Here is a 26,311-nt window from a genome sequence, read left to right as displayed (position 1 = left end):
GGTAAAAGTCTTGGCTAAACCAACACGTAAACGTCGTGTGAAAAAGAATATCGAATCTGGTATTGCTCATATTCACGCTACATTTAATAACACTATTGTTATGATTACTGATGTGCATGGTAATGCAATTGCTTGGTCATCAGCTGGTGCTCTTGGTTTCAAAGGTTCTCGTAAATCTACACCATTTGCTGCTCAAATGGCTTCTGAAGCTGCTGCTAAATCTGCACAAGAACACGGTCTTAAGTCAGTTGAAGTTACTGTTAAAGGTCCAGGTTCTGGTCGTGAGTCAGCTATTCGTGCTCTTGCTGCCGCTGGTCTTGAAGTAACAGCAATTCGTGATGTGACTCCAGTGCCACACAATGGTGCTCGTCCTCCAAAACGTCGCCGTGTATAATCATAACCTTACACTGCTTTTCGTTTAAGAGGGAGTAACTAAATGATCGAGTTTGAAAAACCAAATATAACAAAAATTGATGAAAATAAAGATTATGGCAAGTTTGTAATCGAACCGCTTGAACGTGGTTACGGTACAACACTTGGTAACTCTCTTCGTCGTGTACTTCTAGCTTCTCTTCCAGGGGCTGCTGTAACATCTATCAATATCGAAGGTGTATTGCATGAATTTGATACAGTTCCGGGTGTTCGCGAAGACGTGATGCAAATCATTCTGAACATCAAAGGTATTGCAGTAAAATCTTACGTTAAAGACGAAAAGATCATTGAACTAGATGTGCAAGGTCCTGCTGAAATTACAGCTGGAGATATCTTGACAGATAGCGACATTGAAATTGTAAATCCAGATCATTATCTCTTTACAATCGGTGAAGGTTCTTCTCTAAAAGCGACAATGACTGTTAACAGTGGTCGTGGATATGTACCTGCTGATGAAAATAAAAAAGATAATGCACCAGTTGGAACACTTGCTGTAGATTCTATTTATACACCAGTTACAAAAGTCAACTATCAAGTTGAACCTGCTCGTGTAGGTAGCAATGATGGTTTCGACAAATTAACCCTTGAAATCTTGACTAATGGAACAATTATTCCAGAAGATGCTTTAGGGCTTTCAGCACGTATCTTGACAGAGCACCTTGATTTGTTTACAAATCTTACAGAGATTGCTAAGTCAGCAGAAGTGATGAAAGAAGCTGATACTGAATCGGACGACCGTATCTTGGAACGTACGATTGAGGAACTTGACTTGTCTGTGCGTTCATATAACTGTTTGAAACGTGCCGGTATTAACACTGTGCATGATTTGACAGAAAAATCTGAAGCAGAGATGATGAAAGTAAGAAATCTTGGACGCAAGAGTTTGGAAGAAGTGAAAGTCAAACTCATTGATTTGGGTCTTGGATTAAAAGATAAATAAAGGAGGAATAAATGGCTTACCGTAAACTAGGACGCACTAGCTCACAACGTAAAGCAATGCTTCGCGATTTGACAACTGACCTTTTGATCAACGAATCAATCGTGACAACTGAAGCTCGTGCTAAAGAAATCCGTAAAACTGTTGAAAAAATGATTACTCTAGGTAAACGTGGTGATTTGCATGCACGTCGTCAAGCAGCTGCTTTCGTACGTAATGAAATCGCATCTGAAAACTATGATGAAGCAACTGATAAGTACACTTCTACTACAGCACTTCAAAAATTGTTCTCAGAAATCGCACCTCGTTATGCTGAGCGTAACGGTGGATACACTCGTATCCTTAAAACTGAACCACGTCGTGGTGATGCAGCGCCAATGGCGATCATCGAATTAGTATAAAATCATCAATTTTGTTGAGTGTTATGATGATGGAGTCTTGTGCTCTTAGTCTAGCTCTGGTCTACCGCTAGGACTTATGTCCTAGCGGGAACACTCATCATAAGATGATAAGGTAGACGCTTGTTTACGAAATTGTTTTTTACTTAAGAACAATTTCGTAAGCAGGCGTTTTTGAGTATTTTATTAAGAAATATGCTATACTATTGAAAAAGAAAATCGACAATGTTCATTTTTTCAAAAATATTCTATAAAGAGGTTATGAGCCAATATATTATCAGTTTCAAGTTCTAAACTAGCGACTTGGTAAAAAATACTAGCCTGGTACAAGATCAACTAAGAGATTTTTTTAGGATTTCAACTTGGATAATTGTTCACTATTAAGTGATTTAGTTATTCTATCCTCCTTTTTCATTTTATTTTTGTCCAAAATGGATATCGTTCTGTGTTAGAAATGGAGTTTAATCATGAAAGCTATTATTACTGTTGTTGGTAAAGATAAATCTGGAATTGTTGCAGGTGTTGCGACAAAAATTGCTGAATTAGGCTTAAATATTGATGATATCTCACAAACAGTCTTAGACGAATTCTTTACTATGATGGCTGTGGTATCTAGTGATGAAAAACAAGATTTTACACATCTTAGAAACGAATTTGAGGTTTTTGGTCAGACTTTGAATGTCAAAATCAATATTCAAAGTGCAGCTATTTTTGATGCTATGTACAATATCTAGGAGGTATTTATGGATATTAGACAAGTTACCGAAACAATCGCCATGATTGAGGAGCAAAACTTTGACATTAGAACCATTACCATGGGGATTTCCCTTTTGGACTGTATCGATCCAGATATCAATCGTGCTGCAGAAAAAATATATGAAAAGATTACTACAAAAGCAGCTAATTTAGTAGCTGTTGGGGATGAAATTGCGGCTGAGTTGGGCATTCCCATCGTAAATAAACGGGTATCAGTTACTCCAATTTCCTTGATTGGTGCTGCTACCGATGCGACGGATTATGTAGTCTTGGCTAAAGCACTGGATAAAGCTGCGAAAGAAATTGGTGTTGACTTCATTGGTGGTTTTTCAGCCTTGGTACAAAAGGGTTATCAAAAAGGTGATGAAATCCTTATCAACTCCATTCCTCGTGCTTTGGCAGAAACGGATAAGGTTTGTTCATCAGTAAATATCGGTTCTACCAAATCGGGCATCAATATGACTGCAGTAGCGGATATGGGACGCATTATCAAGGAAACAGCTTCTTTATCTGATATGGGGGCGGCTAAATTGGTTGTATTTGCCAACGCGGTAGAGGACAATCCTTTTATGGCAGGCGCTTTTCATGGTGTTGGTGAAGCAGATGTCATCATCAATGTCGGTGTTTCTGGTCCAGGTGTTGTTAAACGTGCCTTGGAAAAGGTTCGTGGTCAGAGCTTTGATGTTGTTGCTGAAACTGTTAAAAAGACAGCCTTCAAGATTACCCGCATTGGTCAATTAGTCGGTCAAATGGCTAGTGAGCGACTTGGAGTTGATTTTGGAATTGTCGATCTGAGTTTGGCTCCAACTCCAGCAGTGGGTGATTCTGTAGCCCGTGTCCTTGAGGAAATGGGGTTAGAGACAGTTGGGACTCATGGAACGACTGCTGCCTTGGCTCTCTTGAACGACCAAGTTAAAAAAGGCGGAGTGATGGCTTGCAACCAAGTTGGTGGTTTGTCTGGTGCCTTTATCCCAGTTTCTGAGGACGAGGGGATGATTGCTGCTGTGCAAAATGGCTCCCTTAATTTGGAAAAGCTAGAAGCTATGACGGCTATCTGTTCAGTTGGTTTGGATATGATTGCCATTCCTGAAGATACACCTGCAGAAACGATTGCAGCAATGATTGCGGATGAAGCTGCTATCGGAGTCATCAATATGAAAACAACTGCTGTACGTATTATTCCAAAAGGAAAAGAAGGCGATATGATTGAATTTGGTGGTCTTTTAGGAACAGCTCCAGTCATGAAGGTCAACGGTGCATCATCTGTTGATTTCATTGCACGTGGAGGGCAAATCCCAGCTCCAATCCATAGTTTTAAAAATTAAAAAGAAATTGAATCTGTTTAAGTTGGGTTTAAGGATAGACCTGTATACTACTATCATTAAATAAAGACCTCCTAACTTTATTTAATTAAAATCCTAACTTTTTCATAATAATCTCCTACAAAAGTCACTCCAAAGGGTGACTTTTGTTTTATCTCAAGAGAAAATAAAGAAAGTAGCATGTTCAAATTTGTAAATTTGTTCAAAAATAAGATGATTTAAAGGATAAAACCAGTTTTTTCATTCTGTAAAATGGGCTAAAACCTTGCTATGATTGGCTTTTTGAAAAATTATGGTATAATAGTAGTAGTTTTAATAGATGGAGTTGAATTTTGAAAAAACGCTTTCGTGTAAAAAAAGAGAAAGATTTTAGTGCAATATTTAAAAAAGGGGAGAGTTTTGCTAATCGTAAATTTGTTATTTATCGATTAGAAAATAATGAACAGCATTTTCGAGTTGGCCTATCTGTCAGTAAAAAATTAGGAAACGCTGTCACGAGGAATCAGATCAAGAGAAGAATTCGACATATTCTGATTGAACATAAAAATCAGCTGGTTGAAAATGTAGATTTTGTTGTGATTGCTCGAAAAGGTGTTGAAATCTTGGACTACGCGGAAATGAAAAAAAATCTACTTCACGTATTAAAGTTATCAAAGATTTACCAGGAAGGAAATGGGAGTGAAAAAGAAATTACAGTTGACTAGCTTAGTGGTGCTTGCTTTATTTGTGATGAGCGCCTGCACGGCTAATGGTACGACGAGTGAGATTACAGCTGAATCAACAGGTTTTTGGAGTAAATTTGTTTATTTTTTTGCTGAAACCATTCGCTTTTTATCATTTGATACAAGTATTGGTCTGGGGATTATTTTATTTACCCTTCTAATCAGAACCATTCTTTTACCAGTCTTTCAGATACAAATGGTGGCATCTAGAAAGATGCAAGAAGTACAACCACTGGTTAAGGAGTTGCGAGAACGTTATCCGGGACGGGATATGGAGAGCCGTACCAAGTTAGACCAAGAAATGCGTCAGTTGTTCAAGCAACATGGTGTCAAACAGTCAGCTTCTCTTTGGCCAATCTTAATCCAAATGCCAGTCTTGTTGGCCTTGTTCCAAGCTTTGAGTAGGGTAGAATTTCTAAAAACGGGTCATTTCTTATGGATTAACCTTGGTGGTGTTGATACGACTTTTGTTTTGCCTATTCTGGCAGCTATCTTTACTTTCCTTAGCACCTGGTTATCCAATAAGGCCATGGTTGAGAAAAATGGCGCCATGACAGGGATGATGTATGCAATGCCAGTCATGATTTTCTTCTTTGCCATGTATTCACCAAGTGGGGTTGCCTTATACTGGGCGGTATCCAATGCTTATCAGGTGCTCCAAACCTATCTGCTCAACAATCCATTCAAGATTATTGCAGAGCGTGAGGCGGGAGTACAGGCTAAGAAGGATTTAGAAATCAAGAAGAGAAAAGCTCTCAAGAAAGCACAGAAAAAGAAAAAGTAAGGAGGAATCTTGTAATGGTATTATTTACAGGTTCAACTGTTGAGGAAGCAATCCAAACGGGATTGAAGGAATTGGGGATTCCTAGAATGAAGGCGCATATCAAGGTTGTCTCAAGGGAGAAAAAAGGATTCTTTGGCCTTTTTGGGAAGAAACCAGCGCAAGTTGATATCGAAGCAATTAGTGAGACAACTGTTGTGAAGGCAAATCAGCAAGCAGTTAAGGGAGTTCCAAAGGAAGTTAATGCTAAGAACGAACCCGTTAAGACTGTTAGTGAAGCAACAGTAGACTTAGGCCATGTTGTTGAAGCAATCAAGAAAATCGAGGAAGAAGGACAAGGGATCTCTGAAGAAGTTAAGGCCGAAATTTTAAAAAATGAGAAAGAAGCTAGTACAATTTTAGAGGAGACTGGTCATATTGCCATTCTAAAAGATTTACTGCCTGAAGAATCTAAAGAGCAGGAAGAAGTCGAGCAGAATGATGATTTAGAAAATCTAGGTTTGAAGATTGAACCGACCTATGATATTGACCAGGTGGTCGAAGAAGTGACCAACTATGTTCAAGGTATTATTGATGATATGGATGTTGAGGGAGCAATTTCAAGTACCTCAAATCGCCGTTCTATCAATATGCAAATTGATACTAATGAACCAGGCCGTATTATCGGTTACCATGGTAAGGTTTTGAAATCTCTCCAGCTTTTAGCGCAAAATTATCTTTATAACCGCTATTCAAGAACCTTCTATATTACCATCAATGTTAATGATTATGTAGAGCACCGTGCAGAAGTCTTGCAGAGCTATGCACAGAAGTTAGCTACACGTGTCCTAGAAGAGGGGCGTAGTCAGGTGACTGATCCAATGTCTAGTAGCGAACGTAAAATCATCCATCGTATTATTTCACGTATGGAGGGTGTCACTAGTTATTCAGAAGGTGATGAACCAAATCGTTACGTTGTGGTTGATACAGAATAATCAAAGCAAAATCAGGGGCACCCTGATTTTTTGCTAGCTAAGGGAGGTTGATCCTATGTTGAATACAATGAGAGAATATCTAGCTTACTCTGGTTTACAGTATCAAAAACCCGAGAAGGCAGGTCAAGAAGCTGAAAATATGCTTTATTTGAGAAGCAAGGGGCAGGAGGCCAGAAAGGTCTTTACACACTTAGCCAAGGCTTTTCAAGAAAGACATCCAGAATGGGATCTCCAAGGGACGAGTCAGTGGATGAATCAAGCCCAACGTTTGCGACCGCATTTCTGGGCCTATCTACAGCGTGAGGGAGAAGTGACAGAGCCTATGTTGGCCCTTCGTTTGTATGGAAGTCCTTCTGATTTTGGAGTTTCGCTTGAAGTTAGTTTTATCGAACGTAAGAAGGATGAGCGAACATTAGGCAAACAGGCCAAGGTCCTAGAAGTTCCAGTATTAGACGGAATTTACTATCTAGTCTACTCAAATGGAGAAAGTCACAAGATGGAGGCTACTGAGGAAAATCGTCAAATTTTAAGAGAAAAACTATCCCATCAGGAAGTCCGAAAAGTTTTGGTGAAGATAGATGTTCCAGTGACAGAAAATTTATCTGAAGAAGAAATCCTAGAAGCCCTACTGGAATCTTATAATATAATTCTTCCTTATTATCTAGCTACGAGAAAATAAGATAAGCCGTAAAATATCATAAATCATACAGTCCAAGAGTGAACAGTCCGCTGTGTAATTCTTGGTCTTTTTGTTTCCGTTTTCACATTATATAATAAACTTACAAAAACAATTCAAAAGGAGAACAATTATGGAAGTCATTTCAAGTGTTCTAAATTGGTTTTCTAGCAATATTTTGCAGAATCCCGCATTTTTCGTAGGTTTATTGGTGTTGATAGGATATGCACTTTTGAAAAAACCTGCTCATGACGTTTTCTCAGGTTTCGTTAAAGCAACAGTAGGCTATATGTTGCTCAACGTGGGTGCTGGTGGTTTGGTTACAACCTTCCGTCCAATCTTGGCAGCCCTTAACTACAAATTCCAAATTGGTGCAGCAGTTATCGACCCTTACTTTGGACTTGCTGCAGCAAACAACAAAATAGCAGCTGAATTTCCAGATTTCGTCGGAACTGCAACTACAGCTCTATTGATCGGTTTTGGAGTAAATATCTTGCTTGTAGCTCTACGCAAGATTACGAAAGTAAGAACCCTCTTTATTACTGGTCACATCATGGTACAACAAGCTGCGACTGTATCTCTTATGGTTCTATTCTTAGTCCCACAATTGCGCAATGCTTATGGTACAGCAGCAATCGGTATCATCTGTGGCCTTTACTGGGCAATTAGTTCAAATATGACTGTTGAGGCAACTCAACGTCTGACTGGTGGTGGCGGATTTGCGATTGGTCACCAACAACAATTTGCAATCTGGTTTGTAGATAAAGTGGCAGGACGCTTTGGTAAGAAAGAAGAAAGTCTAGACAATCTTAAATTGCCTAAGTTCCTCTCAATCTTCCATGATACAGTTGTTGCATCTGCTACCTTGATGCTCGTATTCTTTGGAGCCATTCTGTTAATCTTGGGTCCAGATATTATGTCTAATAAAGAAGTCATCACTTCAGGAACTCTATTCAATCCTGCAAAACAAGATTTCTTCATGTACATTATCCAAACAGCCTTCACCTTCTCAGTTTACTTGTTCGTTTTGATGCAAGGTGTCCGTATGTTCGTATCTGAGTTGACAAATGCCTTCCAAGGTATTTCAAACAAATTGTTGCCAGGTTCATTCCCAGCAGTTGACGTTGCAGCTTCTTATGGATTTGGTTCTCCAAACGCTGTCTTGTCTGGATTTGCCTTTGGTTTGATTGGTCAATTGATTACAATTGTCTTGCTCATCGTCTTTAAAAACCCTGTCCTTATTATTACAGGATTTGTACCAGTGTTCTTTGATAATGCAGCCATCGCGGTCTATGCTGATAAGCGTGGCGGATGGAAAGCAGCCGTTATCCTATCCTTCATTTCAGGTGTCCTTCAAGTTGCCCTAGGAGCTCTATGTGTAGCCCTTCTCGACTTAGCATCTTACGGTGGTTACCATGGAAATATCGACTTTGAATTCCCATGGCTTGGATTTGGCTATATCTTCAAATACCTCGGTATTGTTGGTTATGTACTTGTATGTCTCTTCTTGCTCGTTATTCCTCAACTTCAATTTGCCAAAGCAAAAGATAAAGAAAAATACTATAACGGTGAAGTTCAAGAAGAAGCTTAGTATCTAGAAAAGGAGAAAATAAAATGGTTAAAGTATTAGCAGCGTGCGGAAATGGAATGGGTTCATCTATGGTTATTAAGATGAAGGTTGAAAATGCCCTCCGTAAGCTTAATCAAACAGACTTTACAGTCAATTCATGCAGTGTTGGTGAAGCAAAAGGTTTAGCAGCAGGCTATGACATCATAATCGCTTCTCTTCATTTGATTCAAGAATTGGAAGGTCGGACTAATGGGAAGTTAATTGGACTTGACAATTTGATGGATGATAAAGAAATCACTGAAAAACTCAGTCAAGCACTACAGTAAAAGGTTGGAGGGGGCTGGACAGAAACTGAGAGTTATCGTTTCTGTCCTTCCCCTCTTTAAATAAAGGAGGCAGATATGAATTTAAAACAAGCTTTAATTGACAATGACTCGATCCGACTAGGGTTAGAGGCTAAAGATTGGAAGGAAGCAGTCAAGGTAGCAGTAGATCCCTTGATTGAAAGTGGGGCAATTTTGCCAGAGTATTACGATGCTATCATCGAATCAACTGAAGAGTATGGCCCTTACTATATCTTAATGCCAGGTATGGCTATGCCCCATGCTAGACCAGAAGCTGGGGTGCAAAGAGATGCCTTTTCATTGATTACCTTACAAAATCCTGTTGTATTTTCAGATGGGAAAGAGGTCTCTGTTTTGCTTGCATTAGCAGCAACAAGCTCAAAAATTCACACAAGTGTAGCCATTCCACAAATCATTGCCTTGTTTGAATTAGAAGATTCTATCGCACGTTTACAGGCTTGCCAGACTAAAGAAGATGTCTTGGCGATGATTGAAGAATCTAAGGATAGCCCTTATCTTGAAGGATTGGATTTGGAAAGTTAGAAAGAGGAATAAAGAAATGACAAAAAGAATACCTAATTTACAAGTTGCATTAGACCATTCAGACTTGCAAGGAGCGATTAAAGCAGCTGTTTCTGTTGGTCACGAAGTAGATATTATCGAAGCTGGAACTGTTTGCTTGCTTCAAGTTGGAAGTGAATTGGTTGAAGTTTTACGTAGCCTTTTCCCAGATAAGATGATTGTGGCAGACACAAAATGTGCCGATGCTGGTGGAACAGTTGCCAAAAATAATGCCGTTCGTGGAGCAGATTGGATGACTTGTATCTGTTGTGCAACCATCCCTACTATGGAAGCAGCTCTAAAGGCTATCAAGGCTGAACGTGGAGACCGAGGAGAAATCCAGATCGAGCTTTATGGTGATTGGACTTTTGAACAAGCTCAGCTTTGGCTAGATGCAGGTATCTCACAAGCTATCTATCACCAATCTCGTGATGCCCTTCTTGCTGGTGAAACTTGGGGTGAAAAAGACCTTAATAAGGTTAAAAAACTCATTGACATGGGCTTCCGTGTTTCTGTAACAGGTGGTCTAGATGTAGATACTCTCAAACTCTTTGAAGGCGTTGATGTCTTTACCTTTATCGCAGGTCGTGGAATTACAGAGGCTGCCGATCCAGCAGGAGCAGCGCGTGCCTTTAAGGATGAAATCAAACGAATTTGGGGGTAAACCATGGCACGTCCAATTGGAATTTATGAAAAGGCAACCCCGATACACTTTACCTGGCTAGAACGTTTAAATTTTGCCAAGGAGTTAGGCTTTGATTTTGTCGAGATGTCTATTGACGAACGTGATGAGCGCTTAGCAAGACTTGACTGGAGCAAGGAAGAGCGCTTGGATATTATCAAAGCAATCTATGAGACTGGTGTTCGTATTCCCTCTATCTGTTTTTCAGGCCATCGTCGTTACCCATTGGGATCGAATGATCCAGTTCTAGAGGAAAAATCTCTGGAACTCATGAAAAAATGTATCGAATTAGCTCAAGATTTGGGAGTTCGTACGATTCAATTAGCTGGTTACGACGTTTACTATGAGGAAAAGTCACCCCAGACACGCCAACGTTTTATCAAAAATTTGAGAAAAGCTTGTGACTGGGCTGAAGAAGCTCAGGTGGTACTTGCCATCGAAATTATGGATGATCCTTTCATCAATAGCATCGAAAAATACTTGGCTATAGAGAAAGAAATTGACTCTCCATACCTCTTTGTATATCCAGATATTGGGAATGTGTCTGCCTGGCATAATGATGTCTACAGTGAATTTTATCTCGGCCATCATGCCATCGCAGCTCTCCATCTCAAGGATACTTATGCAGTTACAGAAAGTTCAAAGGGCCAGTTCCGAGACGTACCTTTTGGGCAAGGTTGTGTCAAATGGGAAGAAGCTTTCGATATTTTAAAGCAAACCAATTATAATGGACCTTTCCTAATCGAAATGTGGTCTGAAAATTGTGAAACTGTAGAAGAAACACGCGCAGCCATTCAAGAGGCCCAAGCTTTTCTCTACCCACTAATTAAGAAAGCAGGTTTGATGTAAGATGAATCAAGTAATTAATACTATGCGTAAACGAGTCTGTGATGCCAATCAATCATTGCCAAAACATGGACTTGTTAAATTTACCTGGGGCAATGTATCGGAAGTCAATCGCGAACTCGGTGTCATTGTTATCAAACCATCAGGTGTAGATTATGACGAATTGACCCCTGAAAACATGGTGGTGACTGACCTAGATGGCAAGGTTCTAGAAGGAGATTTGAGACCATCTTCTGATCTTCCAACTCATGTACAATTATATAAAGCTTGGCCAGCGATTGGTAGTGTGGTTCATACCCATTCGACGGAAGCCGTTGGTTGGGCTCAGGCAGGCCGTGATATTCCTTTCTATGGAACAACCCATGCGGATTATTTCTACGGATCAATCCCTTGCGCTCGTAGTTTGACCAAGGATGAAGTAGAAGTAGCCTATGAAAAAGATACTGGGCTAGTTATCGTAGAAGAGTTTGAACGTCGTGGTCTCAACCCTGTTGAAGTACCAGGAATTGTCGTACGAAATCACGGTCCATTCACTTGGGGCAAAAACCCAGAGAATGCTGTCTATCACTCTGTTGTACTAGAGGAAGTATCTAAGATGAATCGCTTTACAGAGCAAATCAATCCAAGGGTTGAACCTGCTCCTCAGTACATCCTAGAAAAGCACTACCAACGTAAACATGGACCAAATGCTTATTACGGTCAAAAGAAATAAGAAATTGAATTGAAAAGAGGCTAGGACCTTTCGATCCAAGCCTCGCTTTTGTAGTTGTCAGTATCCACTGTTAAGAGTTTACAGCATATAATTGCAAAGTCTGTACGAATGTGATACCATTATAAAGTTGTTTTGGAAGCGATTGACAAATAGAGGAGTATGAATTATGGTTTTAGATAAGGCGAGCTGTGACTTGCTTCAATATTTGATGGATCAAGAAACGTCCAAAACAATTATGGCCATTTCAAAAGATCTAGCTCAATCTAGAAGAAAAATCTACTATCACATTGATAAAATCAATGATGCTTTGGATGATGAGAAGTTGCATATCATCAGTCTGCCTCGGATTGGTATCCACTTAACCGAGGAACAAAGAGAAGCTTGTCGTCAATTATTAGACGAAGTTGATTCTTATGATTACATCATGAGTGCCAATGAGCGGATGCAGCTGATGCTCCTTCTGATTGGTATTTCCAAAGAGAGAATCACGCTTGAAAAACTCATGGAATTAACAGAAGTCTCTCGAAATACGGTCCTAAATGATTTAAATACTATTCGTTACCAACTAACCTTGGAGCAGTATCAAGTAACGCTTCAAGTTAGTAAATCTCGAGGCTATTATCTAAATGCGCACCCTCTTAATAAAATCCAGTATCTTCAATCCCTTCTCTATCATATCTTTATGGAGGAAAATCCAGCCTTTGTTGCTATTTTAGAGGAAAAAATCAAGGAGCGATTAGACGGTGAGATGCTTCTTTCCGATGAGGTCAATCAATTTCTCAAAAAACAGGTTCCATTGGTTGAGCAGGATTTGGGGAAAAAAATAAACCATCACGAAGTCACCTTTATGTTACAGGTCCTTCCCTATCTTCTACTAGGGTGTGATACCGTTACTCGAAATCAAGATAAACATCAAGAAATTGATCAAGAATTTTCATTGATTCGAAAGAGGATAGAATACCAGGTGTCTAATAAACTAGGAGAACGCTTGTTTGAAACATTTGGCATCTCGTTTTCAGAATTAGATAGATCTCTGTTAGCTATTCTTTTGTTATCCTATCGAAAAGATCGAGACATCCATGCAGAAAGTAAAGATTTTCAACATTTGAGAATGGCTTTAGAAGAGTTTATTTGGTATTTTGAATCCCAAACCAGAATGGAGATTGAACAGAAAGAAGACTTATTGAGGAATCTTGTGATTCATTGTAAGGCGCTATTATTCAGAAAGAACTATGGGATTTTCTCAAAAAATCCTTTAACTCGGCAGATTCGTTCCAAGTATAGTGAACTTTTCGTAATTACAAAAAAATGTGCTGAAGTACTAGAAGAAACCTGGCAGATTCGATTGACGGATGATGAGATTGCCTATTTGACCATTCACGTTGGAGGATTTTTAAAGTATACTCCATCGATTCAAAACAATTTCAAGAAGATTTATATTGTGTGTGATGAAGGAGTGGGCGTTTCTAAACTCTTACTTAAACAATGTCGATTCTATCTTCCAAATGAACAGATAGGGGCAGTCTTTACAACTGAGCAGTTCAAAAGCGTAGAGGATATTACTCAGGTTGATTTACTGATCACAACAAACGATGAACTTGAGAGTCGCTTCCCTGTATTAAAGGTAAATCCTATACTTGAGGCAGAAGATATTTTACGCATAACAGACTTTATGAAGAATAAGGTCCTTAGAAAAGACGGTCGAACCTTCAAGGACAATCTATCAACCATTATCGGCACCTATATATCTGATAAACACGTTGCAGCAAAATTACAGGAAGAAATTCAACTCTTAATCAACCAAGAATTAGTCATACAAGCTTTTTTAGATGAATCATAAATATCACAGTCCAATGATGAACACAAACCTGTGTTTTTCTTGGTCTTTTTTAATATTTCGGTCGGTGTTATACTAAGTATGAAATGAAAACTTGAACAAAATATGGAGGATTTCAAATGCCAAACGTAAAAGAAATTACAAGAGAATCATGGATTTTAGCTACTTTCCCAGAGTGGGGAACATGGTTGAACGAAGAAATCGAAGAAGAAGTCGTGCCTGAAGGCAACTTTGCCATGTGGTGGCTAGGTAACTGTGGTACTTGGATTAAGACACCAGGTGGTGCTAACGTTGTCATGGACCTTTGGTCAAACCGTGGAAAATCAACCAAAAAAGTGAAAGATATGGTTCGTGGACACCAAATGGCAAATATGGCAGGTGTTCGTAAATTGCAACCAAACTTGCGTGTTCAACCAATGGTTATTGATCCATTTGCAATTAACGAACTAGATTACTACTTGGTTTCACACTTCCACAGTGACCATATCGACCCATACACAGCTGCAGCGATTCTCAACAATCCTAAGTTAGAGCATGTTAAGTTTATCGGTCCTTACCATTGTGGTCGAATCTGGGAAGGCTGGGGTGTTCCAAAAGAACGAATCATCGTTGTGAAGCCAGGTGATACTATCGAACTAAAAGACATGAAGATTCATGCAGTAGAATCATTTGACCGTACTTGCTTGGTAACTCTACCAGTAAATGGAGCTGACGAAACAGGTGGTGAACTTGCTGGGTTGGCTGTTACAGATGAAGAAATGGCTCAAAAGGCTGTTAACTATGTCTTTGAAACACCAGGTGGAACCATCTATCATGGTGCGGATTCTCACTTCTCAAACTACTTTGCGAAACATGGTAAAGACTTCAAAATTGATGTTGCTTTGAATAACTATGGTGAAAACCCAGTAGGTATCCAAGATAAAATGACCTCTATCGACCTACTTCGCATGGCAGAAAATCTACGTGCTAAAGTCATTATCCCAGTTCACTATGATATCTGGTCTAACTTCATGGCTTCTACGAATGAAATCCTAGAACTTTGGAAAATGAGAAAAGATCGCTTGCAATACGATTTCCATCCATTTATCTGGGAAGTTGGTGGTAAATACACTTATCCTCAAGACCAACACTTAATAGAATATCATCACCCACGTGGTTTTGATGACTGCTTCGAACAAGACTCAAATATCCAATTCAAAGCCTTGCTTTAATATAAAAATTTTTTCTGGAGGTTATCCGTATGTTGCACGATACGGATAATTTTCATATAATAGTACAAATAGAATATGTGATAGACCTATCACCTCAAAGAGAAAGGAAATTCTATGTCAAATCTATCTGTTAATGCGATTCGTTTTCTAGGTATTGACGCTATCAATAAAGCCAACTCAGGTCACCCAGGGGTGGTTATGGGAGCTGCACCGATGGCATACAGCCTATTCACTAAAGAACTTCGTATCAATCCAGCTCAACCAAACTGGATTAACCGCGACCGTTTCATTCTTTCAGCTGGTCACGGATCAATGCTTCTTTATGCCCTTCTCCACCTTTCTGGTTTTGAAGATGTGAGTATGGATGAAGTGAAGAACTTCCGTCAATGGGGGTCTAAAACTCCAGGTCACCCAGAATTTGGTCATACAGCAGGGGTTGATGCAACAACAGGTCCTCTAGGACAAGGGATTGCGACTGCGACAGGTTTTGCACAAGCAGAACGTTTCCTTGCAGCTAAGTACAACCGTGAAGGTTATAACATCTTTGACCACTATACTTACGTTATCTGTGGAGATGGTGACTTGATGGAAGGTGTCTCAAGTGAAGCTGCTTCTTATGCAGGCTTGCAAAAACTAGACAAGTTGGTTGTTCTTTATGATTCAAATGATATCAACTTGGATGGTGAGACAAAAGATTCATTCACAGAAAGTGTTCGCGATCGTTACAATGCCTACGGTTGGCATACAGCCTTGGTAGAAGATGGAACAGATTTAGAAGCTATTCATGCTGCTATTGAAGAAGCTAAGGCTTCAGGCAAACCATCTTTGATCGAAGTGAAAACTGTTATTGGATATGGTTCTCCAAACAAACAAGGGACTAATGCCGTACACGGTGCTCCTCTTGGTGCAGACGAAACTGCAGCAACTCGCCAAGCCCTTGGTTGGGAATACGAACCATTTGAAATCCCGGCAGAAGTTTATGCTGATTTCAAAGAAAATGTTGCAGACCGTGGTGCATCAGCATACGAAGCATGGACAAAACTAGTCGCAGATTACAAAGAAGCTCACCCAGAACTTGCTGCAGAAGTGGAAGCAATCATCGAAGGGCACGATCCAGTTGAGGTGACTCCAGAAGACTTCCCAGCTTTAGAAAATGGCTTCTCTCAAGCTACACGTAACTCAAGCCAAGATGCCTTGAATGTTGTGGCTGCTAAATTGCCAACCTTCCTCGGTGGATCAGCTGACCTTGCTCATTCAAATATGACTTACATCAAAACTGATGGACTTCAAGATGATGCAAATCGCTTAAATCGTAACATCCAGTTTGGTGTTCGTGAATTTGCAATGGGTACTGTCTTGAACGGAATGGCTCTTCACGGTGGACTTCGTGTTTATGGTGGAACATTCTTTGTATTCTCAGACTATCTTAAGGCAGCGGTTCGATTGTCAGCTCTACAAGGTCTTCCTGTAACTTATGTCTTCACCCACGATTCAATCGCAGTTGGTGAAGATGGCCCAACGCACGAACCAGTTGAACACCTAGCAGGTCTTCGTGCTATGCCAAATCTAAATGTTTTCCGCCCAGCAGATGCGCGTGAAACTCAAGCAGCTTGGTACCTTGCAGTGACAAGTGAGAAAACACCAACTGCCCTTGTCTTGACACGTCAAAACTTGACTGTCGAAGAAGGAACAGACTTTGACAAGGTTGCAAAAGGTGCCTATGTTGTCTATGAAAATGCAGCAGACTTTGATACAATCTTGATTGCGACAGGTTCAGAGGTCAATCTTGCTGTTGCAGCTGCTAAAGAATTGGCAAGTCAAGGTGGAAAAGTTCGCGTAGTCAGCATGCCATCTACAGATGTATTTGATGCACAAGATGCAGCCTACAAAGAAGAAATCTTACCAAATGCAGTTCGTCGCCGTGTAGCAGTTGAAATGGGAGCAACTCAAAACTGGTATAAATACGTTGGTCTTGATGGAGCAGTTCTTGGTATTGATACCTTTGGAGCATCTGCCCCAGCACCAAAAGTTTTAGCAGAATATGGATTTACAGTTGAAAACTTAGTAGAACTTGTAAACAACTTGAAATAAGAAAAATCAGGGCATTTGCTCTGGTTTTTTATTGACCTAAAATCAAGGTGCAATCTTGTAAAAACAAGTGAAATTTGATATAGTAGTTTTATCTGAATTACAAAGGAGAAAAAATAATGGGTGGGAATTTAACATTCTTGATTATGCTTGTTTTGATGTTCGGCTTGATGTTCTTCATGCAACGTTCTCAAAAAAAACAAGCTGAAAAACGTATGGAGAGCCTCAACAAACTTCAAAAAGGCTACGAAGTCATCACTATCGGTGGTCTCTACGGTACAGTCGACGAAGTTGATACTGAAAACAAAACGATTGTACTTGATGTAGACGGAGTATACTTGACTTTCGAATTAGGTGCAATTCGAACTGTTTTGCCAGTCAAAGAAGCTGTGACACCTGAAGGAGCTGTTATTGAAGACGGCAGTGCTATTGAAGAATAAAACGGGGTGGATCTCATTCCCGTTTTTCTATAAGTGAGAGGAAGAGTAATGAAAAAAATTGCTTTTGTCTGTCTTGGTAATATTTGTCGTAGTCCTATGGCGGAATTTGTGATGAAATCCTTGACTGACAAATATGAGATTCAAAGCCGAGCGACTTCTTCCTGGGAACATGGCAATCCGATCCACAAAGGGACACAAGGAATTTTTCGAAGCCATGGAGTTCCTTATGATACTTCAAAAACTTCCCAACAAATTTCTAAAAATGACTTTGAGTATTTTGACTATATCATTGGTATGGATGAGTCTAACCTCGCTGACTTATATCAGATGTGCCCACAAGATCAACAAGATAAGATACAAGCGTTTGCATCTGAAAGCGTTCCAGACCCATGGTATACAGGTGATTTTGAAGAAACTTACGATCGGGTTTTAACTGGTTGCCAGGCTTGGTTAAGTCGCTTAGAAAATGAGAGTGAAAATGGAAAATATAAAGAAACTCTATGAAAAATACAGTGTCCATTTGACACGACCTCGACTAGAAATCGCGACAGTAATCGTCATCATTGTCTGCGCAGGGTCAGTATTTCTGACAAATCTTCCCAAGCAGGGAGTTCTCAAACTTGATGGTGATACCATTGTTTACGATGGAAGCCTAGTTCGTGGTAAGATGAATGGTCAGGGAACTGTTACCTTTGCAAATGGTGATAGCTATACCGGAGAATTCAGTAATGGAGCCTTCAATGGTAAAGGTACCTACCAAGCTAAAGCAGGTTGGGTATATGAGGGAGACTTTGTAAATGGCCAAGCTGAAGGAAAAGGAAAACTGACTACAGAACAAGAAGTAGTCTATGAAGGGGACTTCAAACAAGGTTTATTTCAACAAGCACAATAACCTCCTCCTAGAAGGAGGTATTCTTCCAGAACGCTAGAAAGCGCTTACATGGAAATAAAAACGGCTTACAAGACTGTTTTACAACTAAGTTTGTGAAAAATAAAACTTTTATGAAATAATTCACAAACTTTAAGTGAAAAAGTGCATGTATGGGTATATTTAAAATTGTTTTCACAAACAAATAAAAAAAGTTTGTGAAATGTATATGAAACTGTTTACAAACGTTTAAAAAAGAGTTATAATAAACTTGTGAAAAAATTAACAAAGGACTTACAATCCTTGAAAGCTATGGAGGAAAATATGGCTGATAAAAAAACTGTAACACCAGAAGAAAAGAAACTCGCTGCTGAAAAGCATGTCGATGGTTTGGTGCAAAAAGCTTTAGTTGCTCTTGAAGAAATGCGTAAACTCGACCAAGATCAAGTCGATTATATCGTAGCAAAAGCTTCAGTTGCAGCACTTGATGCTCACGGAGAATTGGCTTTACATGCCTTTGAAGAAACAGGACGTGGAGTATTTGAAGATAAAGCAACTAAAAACCTATTTGCTTGTGAGCACGTAGTAAATAACATGCGCCACACTAAAACAGTTGGTGTTATCGAAGAAGATGATGTAACAGGATTGACTCTTATCGCTGAACCAGTTGGTGTTGTTTGTGGTATCACTCCAACAACAAACCCTACTTCAACAGCAATCTTTAAAGCGTTGATTTCATTGAAGACTCGTAATCCTATTGTCTTTGCATTCCACCCATCAGCTCAAGAATCATCAGCTCACGCAGCTCAAATCGTTCGTGATGCAGCGATTAAAGCAGGTGCACCTGAAAACTGTGTACAGTGGATTACTGAACCATCTATGGAAGCAACTAGCGCATTGATGAACCACGAAGGTGTTGCAACAATCCTTGCAACAGGTGGTAATGCCATGGTTAAAGCTGCATACTCATGTGGTAAACCAGCTCTTGGGGTAGGTGCCGGAAACGTTCCAGCTTATGTTGAAAAATCAGCTAACATCCGCCAAGCTGCTCACGATATCGTAATGTCTAAATCATTTGACAATGGTATGGTCTGTGCATCTGAACAAGCGGTTATCATTGATAAAGAAATTTACGATGAATTTGTAGCAGAGTTCAAATCTTACCACACTTACTTTGTAAACAAAAAAGAAAAAGCACTTCTTGAAGAGTTCTGCTTCGGCGTGAAAGCAAACAGCAAAAACTGTGCTGGTGCAAAATTGAACGCTGACATCGTTGGTAAACCAGCAACTTGGATTGCAGAACAAGCAGGATTTACTGTTCCAGAAGGAACAAACATTCTTGCTGCAGAATGTAAAGAAGTTGGTGAAAACGAGCCATTAACTCGTGAAAAATTGTCACCAGTTATCGCAGTTTTGAAAGCTGAAAGCCGTGAAGATGGTATTGCTAAAGCTCGTCAAATGGTTGAATTTAACGGTCTTGGGCACTCAGCAGCCATCCATACTGCCGATGAAGAATTGACTAAAGAATTTGGTAAAGCTGTTAAAGCTATTCGTGTTATCTGTAACTCACCTTCTACTTTCGGTGGTATCGGGGACGTTTACAATGCCTTCTTGCCATCATTGACACTCGGATGTGGTTCTTACGGACGTAACTCAGTTGGGGATAACGTTAGCGCCATTAACCTCTTGAACATCAAAAAAGTCGGAAGACGGAGAAATAACATGCAATGGATGAAACTTCCTTCAAAAACATACTTTGAACGTGATTCAATTCAATACCTTCAAAAATGTCGTGACGTTGAGCGTGTCATGATCGTTACTGACCACGCTATGGTAGAGCTTGGCTTCCTTGATCGTATCATCGAACAACTTGACCTTCGTCGCAATAAGGTTGTTTACCAAATCTTTGCAGATGTAGAACCAGATCCAGATATCACTACAGTTGAACGTGGTACTGAGATTATGCGCTCTTTCAAACCAGATACAATCATCGCTCTTGGTGGTGGATCACCAATGGATGCTGCTAAAGTAATGTGGCTCTTCTACGAGCAACCAGAAGTAGACTTCCGTGACCTTGTACAAAAATTCATGGATATCCGTAAACGTGCCTTCAAATTCCCATTGCTTGGTAAGAAAACTAAATTCATCGCTATCCCAACTACATCTGGTACAGGATCTGAAGTAACTCCATTTGCCGTTATCTCTGATAAAGCAAACAACCGTAAATACCCAATCGCTGACTACTCATTGACACCAACTGTGGCAATCGTAGACCCAGCTTTGGTATTGACAGTTCCTGGATTTGTTGCGGCGGATACTGGTATGGACGTATTGACTCACGCAACGGAAGCATACGTATCACAAATGGCTAGCGACTACACTGACGGTCTTGCGCTTCAAGCTATCAAACTTGTATTCGAAAACCTTGAAAGTTCAGTTAAGAATGCAGACTTCCACTCACGTGAGAAAATGCATAACGCTTCAACAATCGCTGGTATGGCCTTTGCAAATGCCTTCCTAGGTATTTCTCACTCAATGGCTCACAAGATTGGTGCGCAATTCCACACAGTTCACGGACGTACAAATGCAATCTTGCTTCCATATGTTATCCGTTACAACGGTACTCGCCCAGCTAAGACAGCTACATGGCCTAAGTACAACTACTACCGTGCAGACGAGAAATATCAAGATATCGCTCGTATGCTTGGACTTCCAGCTTCTACACCAGAAGAAGGGGTTGAATCTTTTGCAAAAGCTGTTTACGAACTCGGTGAGCGCGTAGGTATCCAAATGAACTTCAAAGCACAAGGTGTTGACGAAAAAGAATGGAAAGAACATTCACGTGAGTTGGCCTTCCTTGCTTATGAAGACCAATGTTCACCTGCAAACCCACGTCTTCCAATGGTTGACCATATGCAAGAAATCATCGAAGATGCATACTATGGTTACAAAGAAAGACCAGGACGCCGTAAATAATTGATTATCAGCCAAAACCGAGGGGAACCTCGGTTTTTTATGGTTAGAGAGTGTATTTTCATAAAAAATTGCAAGGATGAGAGTCAGATGCAAGGCTAAGTAAAGAAATGAAAATATTACCAAAGCTTATCAGAAAAACAAGGCCAGCGCTTGCAATTAAACTCAAATAGTTATATAATAGGTATGTTGAAAGGTGATTTGTAGTGATTCAAGTTACTCTTTTCACAATAAAATTTTCATGATTTTCATAAGGAGGAAATCACTAATGGTAGTTAAAGTTGGTATTAACGGTTTCGGACGTATCGGTCGTCTTGCTTTCCGCCGTATCCAAAACGTAGAAGGTGTTGAAGTTACTCGCATCAACGACCTTACAGATCCAGTTATGCTTGCACACTTGTTGAAATATGACACAACTCAAGGTCGTTTCGACGGAACTGTGGAAGTTAAAGAAGGTGGATTTGAAGTTAACGGTAAATTCATCCGTGTTTCTGCTGAACGTGATCCAGAACAAATCGACTGGGCTAACGACGGTGTAGAAATCGTTCTTGAAGCTACTGGTTTCTTTGCTAAGAAAGCAGCTGCTGAAAAACACTTGCACCCAGGTGGAGCTAAGAAAGTTGTTATCACTGCTCCTGGTGGAAACGACGTTAAAACAGTTGTATTCAACACTAACCACGATGTCCTTGATGGTACTGAAACAGTTATCTCAGGTGCTTCATGTACTACAAACTGCTTGGCTCCAATGGCTAAAGCTCTTCAAGACAACTTTGGTGTTGTAGAAGGATTGATGACTACTATCCACGCTTACACTGGTGACCAAATGATCCTTGACGGACCACACCGTGGTGGTGACCTTCGTCGTGCTCGCGCTGGTGCAGCAAACATCGTTCCTAACTCAACTGGTGCTGCTAAAGCTATCGGTCTTGTAATCCCAGAATTGAACGGTAAACTTGACGGATCTGCACAACGCGTTCCAACTCCAACTGGATCAGTTACTGAATTGGTAGCTGTTCTTGAAAAGAACGTTACTGTTGATGAAGTGAACGCAGCTATGAAAGCAGCTTCAAACGAATCATACGGTTACACAGAAGATCCAATCGTATCTTCAGATATCGTAGGTATGTCTTACGGATCATTGTTTGACGCAACTCAAACTAAAGTTCTTGATGTTGACGGTAAACAATTGGTTAAAGTTGTTTCATGGTACGACAACGAAATGTCATACACTGCACAACTTGTACGTACTCTTGAATACTTCGCTAAAATCGCTAAATAATTCTTGAGTTGATAAAAGCAAGGCTAACTGGTCTTGCTTTTTTTGTATCTATAAGAAAAAATGGATGATAGTGTCATCCATTTTGGTTTAATTCTCTTTCAAATGTATCTGATAGCGCAGTAAAGCTTAATTTGTTTAAGGTCAGAGGATGGACAAAGGAAAGTTTAAATGCATGAAGCATTAGTCTCTTAGCTTTTGAATGTGGATTGTAGAGAGGGTCTCCAAGGATTGGATGACCGTGGTGAGATAGCTGAACTCGAATCTGATGAGTACGTCCTGTTTTTAATCGACAACGAAGAAGACTGGTCTTGTTTTGAAATTGTTTCAATCGAGTTACATGAGTTTCAGCATATTGACCATTTTTGAAATCCACCACCCGTTTTCTACGATCGTGACGATCACGACCGATTTTGTCTCGAAAGACAAGCTCTTTAGTTCTTATTTTTCCCTCAACCAGAGCCCAGTATTCGCGGGAGATTTCTTTTTTCTCCAATAATCGATTGAGGATGGGCAGTATAAATGGATTTTTAGCAAATAGTACGAGTCCACTTGTTTCTTTGTCTAGTCTATGAACGACATAGCAAGTCTGGCCTACATAGGCGCTGACATGGTTGAGAAGAGCAATCTCATCTGGTTGATTGCCGTGAGTCTTCATACCTTCAGGTTTGTTAACGATAATCAAATGTTGGTCTTGGTAAACTTCTTGAACAAGATTAGGATTCCCCCAAACAATTTCTTTTGTAGGATAATCTTCCTCATCGAAAATCAGTTGACATTCATCTCCGACTTTGACAGTTTGATGCCAGTGGACTTCTTCTTGATTGATGAGAATGTGCTTTTTAATTCTCAAGAAATGCCGTATTTTTCTCGGAATGAGTAGTTGCTCCTCCAAGAAGATTTTGACAGTCATTTCAGGAAGAGAATCAGGGATAACAAAGGTAAATTTCATACAGATATTGTAACAAAAAATAGATTATTTGGATAGAGAATCTAGCTAAATTCTTGTCTTCCTATGGGGAAGATGATAAAATAAACGCATGAAATTAGATACATTATTTGAAAAGTTTCTTTCTTTATTTAAAAAAGAAGAAGCTGAAATGGAAGAAATAGAAATCGACGAAGCTAATAATGAAGAAAATACCTCGACTAATTTAAGACGGTCAAGAGGTGGGCGAAAGAAAGTTGGGCAAGTCGGACCTATTCGAAAATTTTGGCGTCGCTATCATCTGACCAAAATCTTTCTAATTCTTGGACTAAGTGCAAGCTTGTTTGTTGGGGTCTATCTATTTGCCTTGGCTAAATCGACAAATGTTACAGACTTGCAGAATGCTTTGAAAACAAGAACGGTGATTTTTGATAGAGAAGAGAATGAGGCTGGTGCCTTGTCAGGCCAAAAAGGAACCTATGTTGAGCTCTCGGAAATTAGTGAAGACTTGCAGAATGCTGTTGTTGCGACAGAAGATAGGAGCTTCTATAAAAATAGTGGAATTAACTATGGTCGCTTTTTCCTAGCGATCCTAACAGCTGGTCGCTCGGGTGGTGGTTCTACAATTACCCAACAGTTAGCGAAAAATGCTTATCTTTCACAAGACCAAACTGTTCAGAGAAAGGCCAAAGAATTCTTCCTTGCTTTAGAATTAACCAAAAAATACAGTAAAAAAGAAATTCTAACCATGTATTTGAACAATGCCTACTTCGGTAATGGAGTTTGGGGTGTTGAGGATGCTAGTAAGAAGTACTTTGGAGTTTCGGCATCGGAATTAACTCTTGATGAAGCTGCCACTTTAGCAGGCATGCTTAAAGGCCCAGAATTGTACAATCCTCTGAATTCCATTGAGCATTCAACTAATCGAAGAGATACTGTCTTGCAAAATATGGTGGCTGCCGGCTACCTTGATAAAAATAAGGAAGCAGAAGCAGCAAGTGTTGATATGGCTTCTCAATTGAAAGATAGTTATGAAGGGAAAATATCAGACTACCGTTATCCTTCTTATTTTGATGCAGTTGTTAATGAAGCTATTGAAAAGTATAATCTAACAGAGGAAGAAATCGTTAATAACGGTTATCGAATTTATACGGAGCTAGATCAAAATTACCAAGCAAATATGCAGGTTATCTATCAAAATACTTCGCTCTTTCCGACAGCTGAAGATGGGACACATGCAGAGTCTGGTAGTGTCGCTTTGGAGCCAAAAACGGGTGGAGTTCGAGGAGTTGTTGGTCGAGTGGCAGGGGATGATAAGACAGGTTTCAGAAATTTTAACTATGCAACCCAGACCAAAAGAAGTCCAGGTTCAACGATTAAACCTTTAGTAGTCTATACACCAGCAGTCGAAGCGGGTTGGTCTCTTAATAAGGAGCTGGATAATCATACCATGCAATATGGTGATTATAAAGTAGACAATTACGCAGGAATCAAGACATCACCAGAAGTTCCAATGTATCAAGCCTTAGCCGAGTCTCTAAATCTTCCTGCTGTAGCGACAGTCAAGCAACTTGGTATCGATAAGGCTTTTGAATCAGGTGAAAGATTCGGACTTGATTTAACGAATGTTGATCGTGTGTTAGGTGTAGCTCTAGGTGGTGGGGTGGAGACAAGTCCGCTACAAATGGCGCAGGCTTATGCAGCGTTTGCAAATGAAGGTTTGATACCTGAAGCGCATTTTATTACTCGTATTGAAAATGCGAGCGGCCAAGTCATTGCAACCCACAAAAATTCTCAAAAACGTATAATAGATAAGTCAGTAGCCGATAAAATGACCAGTATGATGTTAGGTACTTTTACAAACGGTACAGGAATAAGCTCCTCGCCAGATGACTATGTTATGGCTGGGAAAACTGGTACAACTGAAGCAGCTTTTAACCCAGTATATACAAGTGACCAGTGGGTTATCGGATATACGCCTGATGTGGTGATAAGTCATTGGCTTGGTTTCCCGACTACGGACGAAAATCATTATCTGGCAGGTTCGACTTCGAATGGTGCTGCTCACATTTTTAGAAGTATGGCAGAAACAATTCTTCCTTATACACCAGGAAGCACTTTTACAGTTGAAAATGCTTATAAAATGAATGGTATTGCACCAGAAAACACACGGAAACAAACTACAAGTGATACTAGTACGCAGTCGGATGATATATTAGCAGATATTCGTGGACGAGCACAAAATCTGGTCGATGAAGCAGGCAAAGCTATTTCAGATGCTAAGATTAAAGAAAAAGCCCAGACAGTTTGGGATACCATTGTAGATCTGTTTCACTAATACGTTTATAAGCTAAAAGACAAGGATTCAAATCTTTGTCTTTTTTCACTCTCACTTGTCAGCATTCAAAACTTCCATAACATTAGAGAGTAAAAAAAGCACAAGACAGAAACCAAAGCCCTTCTTTCCCCCTTTCTCTGCTATACTACAAGCAGAGAAAGGGGGAAAGCAAATGCTTGAAAAGTATTATGAGAAGGTAAAAGGAATTGTCCATAGATGCCGAAAAGATTATTATCTCCACCTGTGGGAGAAAGAGGATTGGGATCAAGAAGGCATGATCTGTCTCCATGAACTTCTAGAACACCATCCAGAACTAGTGGAAAAAGAAAAGAAACTCTACGTCTACTTCAAAACAAAATTTCGCAATCGAATCCTTGATAGCGTCAGAAAACAAGAGAGTCAAAAACGTCGCCTAGACCGGATGGCCTATGAAGAAGTAGGGGAGATTAGCCATCGCCTACCAGAAGGAGGATTGTGGCTGGATGATTACTACGCCCTCCATGAATTGTTGAATACTTATAGAAGAAAGTTACCAGAAGATAAGCAAGAAGCCTATGAACGCCTCTGGGCAGACGAACGATTTAAAGGCCGCAAAGCCCTTCTCAGAGAGCTGAAGGAAGTAATTCAGGAGAAATGAAA

The 26,311-nt window shown here is 39.9% G+C and carries 26 protein-coding genes; 25 read left to right on the top strand and 1 reads right to left on the bottom strand.

Annotation, left to right across the window (positions count from 1 at the left end):
- The first annotated feature begins 10 nt into the window (after positions 1-10).
- The 23 genes from rpsK (at position 11) to gap (ending at position 22,409) form a co-directional block, all read left to right on the top strand.
- A complete protein-coding gene (gene rpsK, locus QEZ38_RS06425) occupies positions 11-394 on the top strand; it encodes a 30S ribosomal protein S11 (RefSeq protein ID WP_001118385.1) in 384 nt (127 codons plus the stop codon).
- A 42-nt stretch (positions 395-436) separates the two neighbouring features.
- Positions 437-1,372, top strand: a complete 936-nt coding sequence (locus QEZ38_RS06420; RefSeq protein WP_000568996.1) for a DNA-directed RNA polymerase subunit alpha — start codon at positions 437-439, stop codon at positions 1,370-1,372.
- An 11-nt stretch (positions 1,373-1,383) separates the two neighbouring features.
- Complete coding sequence (rplQ, locus tag QEZ38_RS06415; RefSeq protein WP_000331493.1) at positions 1,384-1,770, top strand: 50S ribosomal protein L17; 387 nt, start codon at positions 1,384-1,386, stop codon at positions 1,768-1,770.
- A gap of 464 nt (positions 1,771-2,234) precedes the next feature.
- Positions 2,235-2,501 (top strand): ACT domain-containing protein, encoded by a 267-nt coding sequence (locus QEZ38_RS06410; RefSeq protein WP_000644115.1) that lies wholly within the window; start codon positions 2,235-2,237, stop codon positions 2,499-2,501.
- Between the two features lie 9 nt (positions 2,502-2,510).
- Entirely contained in the window at positions 2,511-3,848 is a 1,338-nt protein-coding gene (locus QEZ38_RS06405; protein WP_049504880.1) for a PFL family protein, read from the top strand.
- Between the two features lie 329 nt (positions 3,849-4,177).
- Positions 4,178-4,549 (top strand): ribonuclease P protein component, encoded by a 372-nt coding sequence (gene rnpA, locus QEZ38_RS06400; RefSeq protein ID WP_153224692.1) that lies wholly within the window; start codon positions 4,178-4,180, stop codon positions 4,547-4,549.
- Complete coding sequence (locus QEZ38_RS06395) at positions 4,524-5,351, top strand: YidC/Oxa1 family membrane protein insertase (protein WP_281335381.1); 828 nt, start codon at positions 4,524-4,526, stop codon at positions 5,349-5,351. Before rnpA ends, QEZ38_RS06395 begins: the two co-directional genes overlap by 26 nt.
- A gap of 14 nt (positions 5,352-5,365) precedes the next feature.
- The gene (jag, locus tag QEZ38_RS06390; RefSeq protein WP_049504883.1) at positions 5,366-6,322 is read left to right on the top strand and encodes an RNA-binding cell elongation regulator Jag/EloR; all 957 of its coding nucleotides are present in this window, start codon (positions 5,366-5,368) and stop codon (positions 6,320-6,322) included.
- Between the two features lie 55 nt (positions 6,323-6,377).
- A complete protein-coding gene (locus QEZ38_RS06385) occupies positions 6,378-7,001 on the top strand; it encodes an HI_0552 family protein (protein WP_281335380.1) in 624 nt (207 codons plus the stop codon).
- Between the two features lie 130 nt (positions 7,002-7,131).
- A complete protein-coding gene (locus tag QEZ38_RS06380; RefSeq protein ID WP_281335379.1) occupies positions 7,132-8,589 on the top strand; it encodes a PTS ascorbate transporter subunit IIC in 1,458 nt (485 codons plus the stop codon).
- Positions 8,590-8,612: 23 nt separating this feature from the next.
- Entirely contained in the window at positions 8,613-8,894 is a 282-nt protein-coding gene (locus QEZ38_RS06375; RefSeq protein WP_281335378.1) for a PTS sugar transporter subunit IIB, read from the top strand.
- Between the two features lie 75 nt (positions 8,895-8,969).
- On the top strand, positions 8,970-9,455 hold the full coding sequence (locus QEZ38_RS06370) for a PTS sugar transporter subunit IIA (RefSeq protein WP_001049925.1): 486 nt from the start codon (positions 8,970-8,972) through the stop codon (positions 9,453-9,455).
- A 16-nt stretch (positions 9,456-9,471) separates the two neighbouring features.
- A complete protein-coding gene (locus tag QEZ38_RS06365) occupies positions 9,472-10,137 on the top strand; it encodes a 3-keto-L-gulonate-6-phosphate decarboxylase UlaD (protein WP_281335377.1) in 666 nt (221 codons plus the stop codon).
- Positions 10,138-10,140: 3 nt separating this feature from the next.
- Positions 10,141-11,004, top strand: coding sequence for an L-ribulose-5-phosphate 3-epimerase (locus QEZ38_RS06360; protein ID WP_281335376.1), 864 nt, complete (start codon positions 10,141-10,143; stop codon positions 11,002-11,004).
- A 1-nt stretch (position 11,005) separates the two neighbouring features.
- A complete protein-coding gene (locus QEZ38_RS06355) occupies positions 11,006-11,713 on the top strand; it encodes an L-ribulose-5-phosphate 4-epimerase (RefSeq protein ID WP_281335375.1) in 708 nt (235 codons plus the stop codon).
- Positions 11,714-11,879: 166 nt separating this feature from the next.
- Positions 11,880-13,553 carry a BglG family transcription antiterminator gene (locus tag QEZ38_RS06350; protein ID WP_281335374.1) on the top strand — a complete coding sequence of 558 codons (1,674 nt, stop codon included), beginning with the start codon at positions 11,880-11,882 and terminating at the stop codon, positions 13,551-13,553.
- A 116-nt stretch (positions 13,554-13,669) separates the two neighbouring features.
- Positions 13,670-14,761, top strand: a complete 1,092-nt coding sequence (ulaG, locus tag QEZ38_RS06345; RefSeq protein WP_006153413.1) for an L-ascorbate 6-phosphate lactonase — start codon at positions 13,670-13,672, stop codon at positions 14,759-14,761.
- A gap of 114 nt (positions 14,762-14,875) precedes the next feature.
- Entirely contained in the window at positions 14,876-16,852 is a 1,977-nt protein-coding gene (tkt, locus tag QEZ38_RS06340; RefSeq protein WP_281335373.1) for a transketolase, read from the top strand.
- Positions 16,853-16,968: 116 nt separating this feature from the next.
- A complete protein-coding gene (yajC, locus tag QEZ38_RS06335; protein ID WP_281335372.1) occupies positions 16,969-17,289 on the top strand; it encodes a preprotein translocase subunit YajC in 321 nt (106 codons plus the stop codon).
- A gap of 48 nt (positions 17,290-17,337) precedes the next feature.
- Positions 17,338-17,793 carry a low molecular weight protein-tyrosine-phosphatase gene (locus QEZ38_RS06330; RefSeq protein WP_281335371.1) on the top strand — a complete coding sequence of 152 codons (456 nt, stop codon included), beginning with the start codon at positions 17,338-17,340 and terminating at the stop codon, positions 17,791-17,793.
- A complete protein-coding gene (locus QEZ38_RS06325) occupies positions 17,768-18,181 on the top strand; it encodes an MORN repeat-containing protein (protein WP_281335370.1) in 414 nt (137 codons plus the stop codon). Before QEZ38_RS06330 ends, QEZ38_RS06325 begins: the two co-directional genes overlap by 26 nt.
- A 300-nt stretch (positions 18,182-18,481) precedes the next feature.
- Positions 18,482-21,133, top strand: a complete 2,652-nt coding sequence (adhE, locus tag QEZ38_RS06320) for a bifunctional acetaldehyde-CoA/alcohol dehydrogenase (protein ID WP_281335424.1) — start codon at positions 18,482-18,484, stop codon at positions 21,131-21,133.
- Between the two features lie 265 nt (positions 21,134-21,398).
- Positions 21,399-22,409 (top strand): type I glyceraldehyde-3-phosphate dehydrogenase, encoded by a 1,011-nt coding sequence (gene gap, locus QEZ38_RS06315; protein ID WP_000260668.1) that lies wholly within the window; start codon positions 21,399-21,401, stop codon positions 22,407-22,409.
- A gap of 73 nt (positions 22,410-22,482) precedes the next feature.
- On the opposite strand, the gene QEZ38_RS06310 is transcribed toward gap, so the two are convergent.
- Positions 22,483-23,358 (bottom strand): RluA family pseudouridine synthase, encoded by an 876-nt coding sequence (locus tag QEZ38_RS06310; protein WP_342760440.1) that lies wholly within the window; start codon positions 23,356-23,358, stop codon positions 22,483-22,485.
- 88 nt (positions 23,359-23,446) lie between these two features.
- On the opposite strand from QEZ38_RS06310, the gene pbp2a reads away from it, so the two are divergent.
- Together pbp2a and QEZ38_RS06300 are read left to right on the top strand one after the other, a co-directional pair.
- Complete coding sequence (gene pbp2a / locus QEZ38_RS06305; RefSeq protein ID WP_153224703.1) at positions 23,447-25,672, top strand: penicillin-binding protein PBP2A; 2,226 nt, start codon at positions 23,447-23,449, stop codon at positions 25,670-25,672.
- 172 nt (positions 25,673-25,844) lie between these two features.
- Positions 25,845-26,309, top strand: a complete 465-nt coding sequence (locus QEZ38_RS06300; RefSeq protein WP_281335369.1) for a sigma-70 RNA polymerase sigma factor region 4 domain-containing protein — start codon at positions 25,845-25,847, stop codon at positions 26,307-26,309.
- The last annotated feature ends 2 nt before the right edge of the window (positions 26,310-26,311 follow it).

This window comes from Streptococcus taonis (genome assembly GCF_029948085.1).
In the GTDB taxonomy this organism is placed as follows: domain Bacteria; phylum Bacillota; class Bacilli; order Lactobacillales; family Streptococcaceae; genus Streptococcus; species Streptococcus taonis.
The sequence above is the reverse complement of the archived record's forward strand: the minus strand, read 5'-3'. Positions and strand labels throughout refer to the sequence as shown.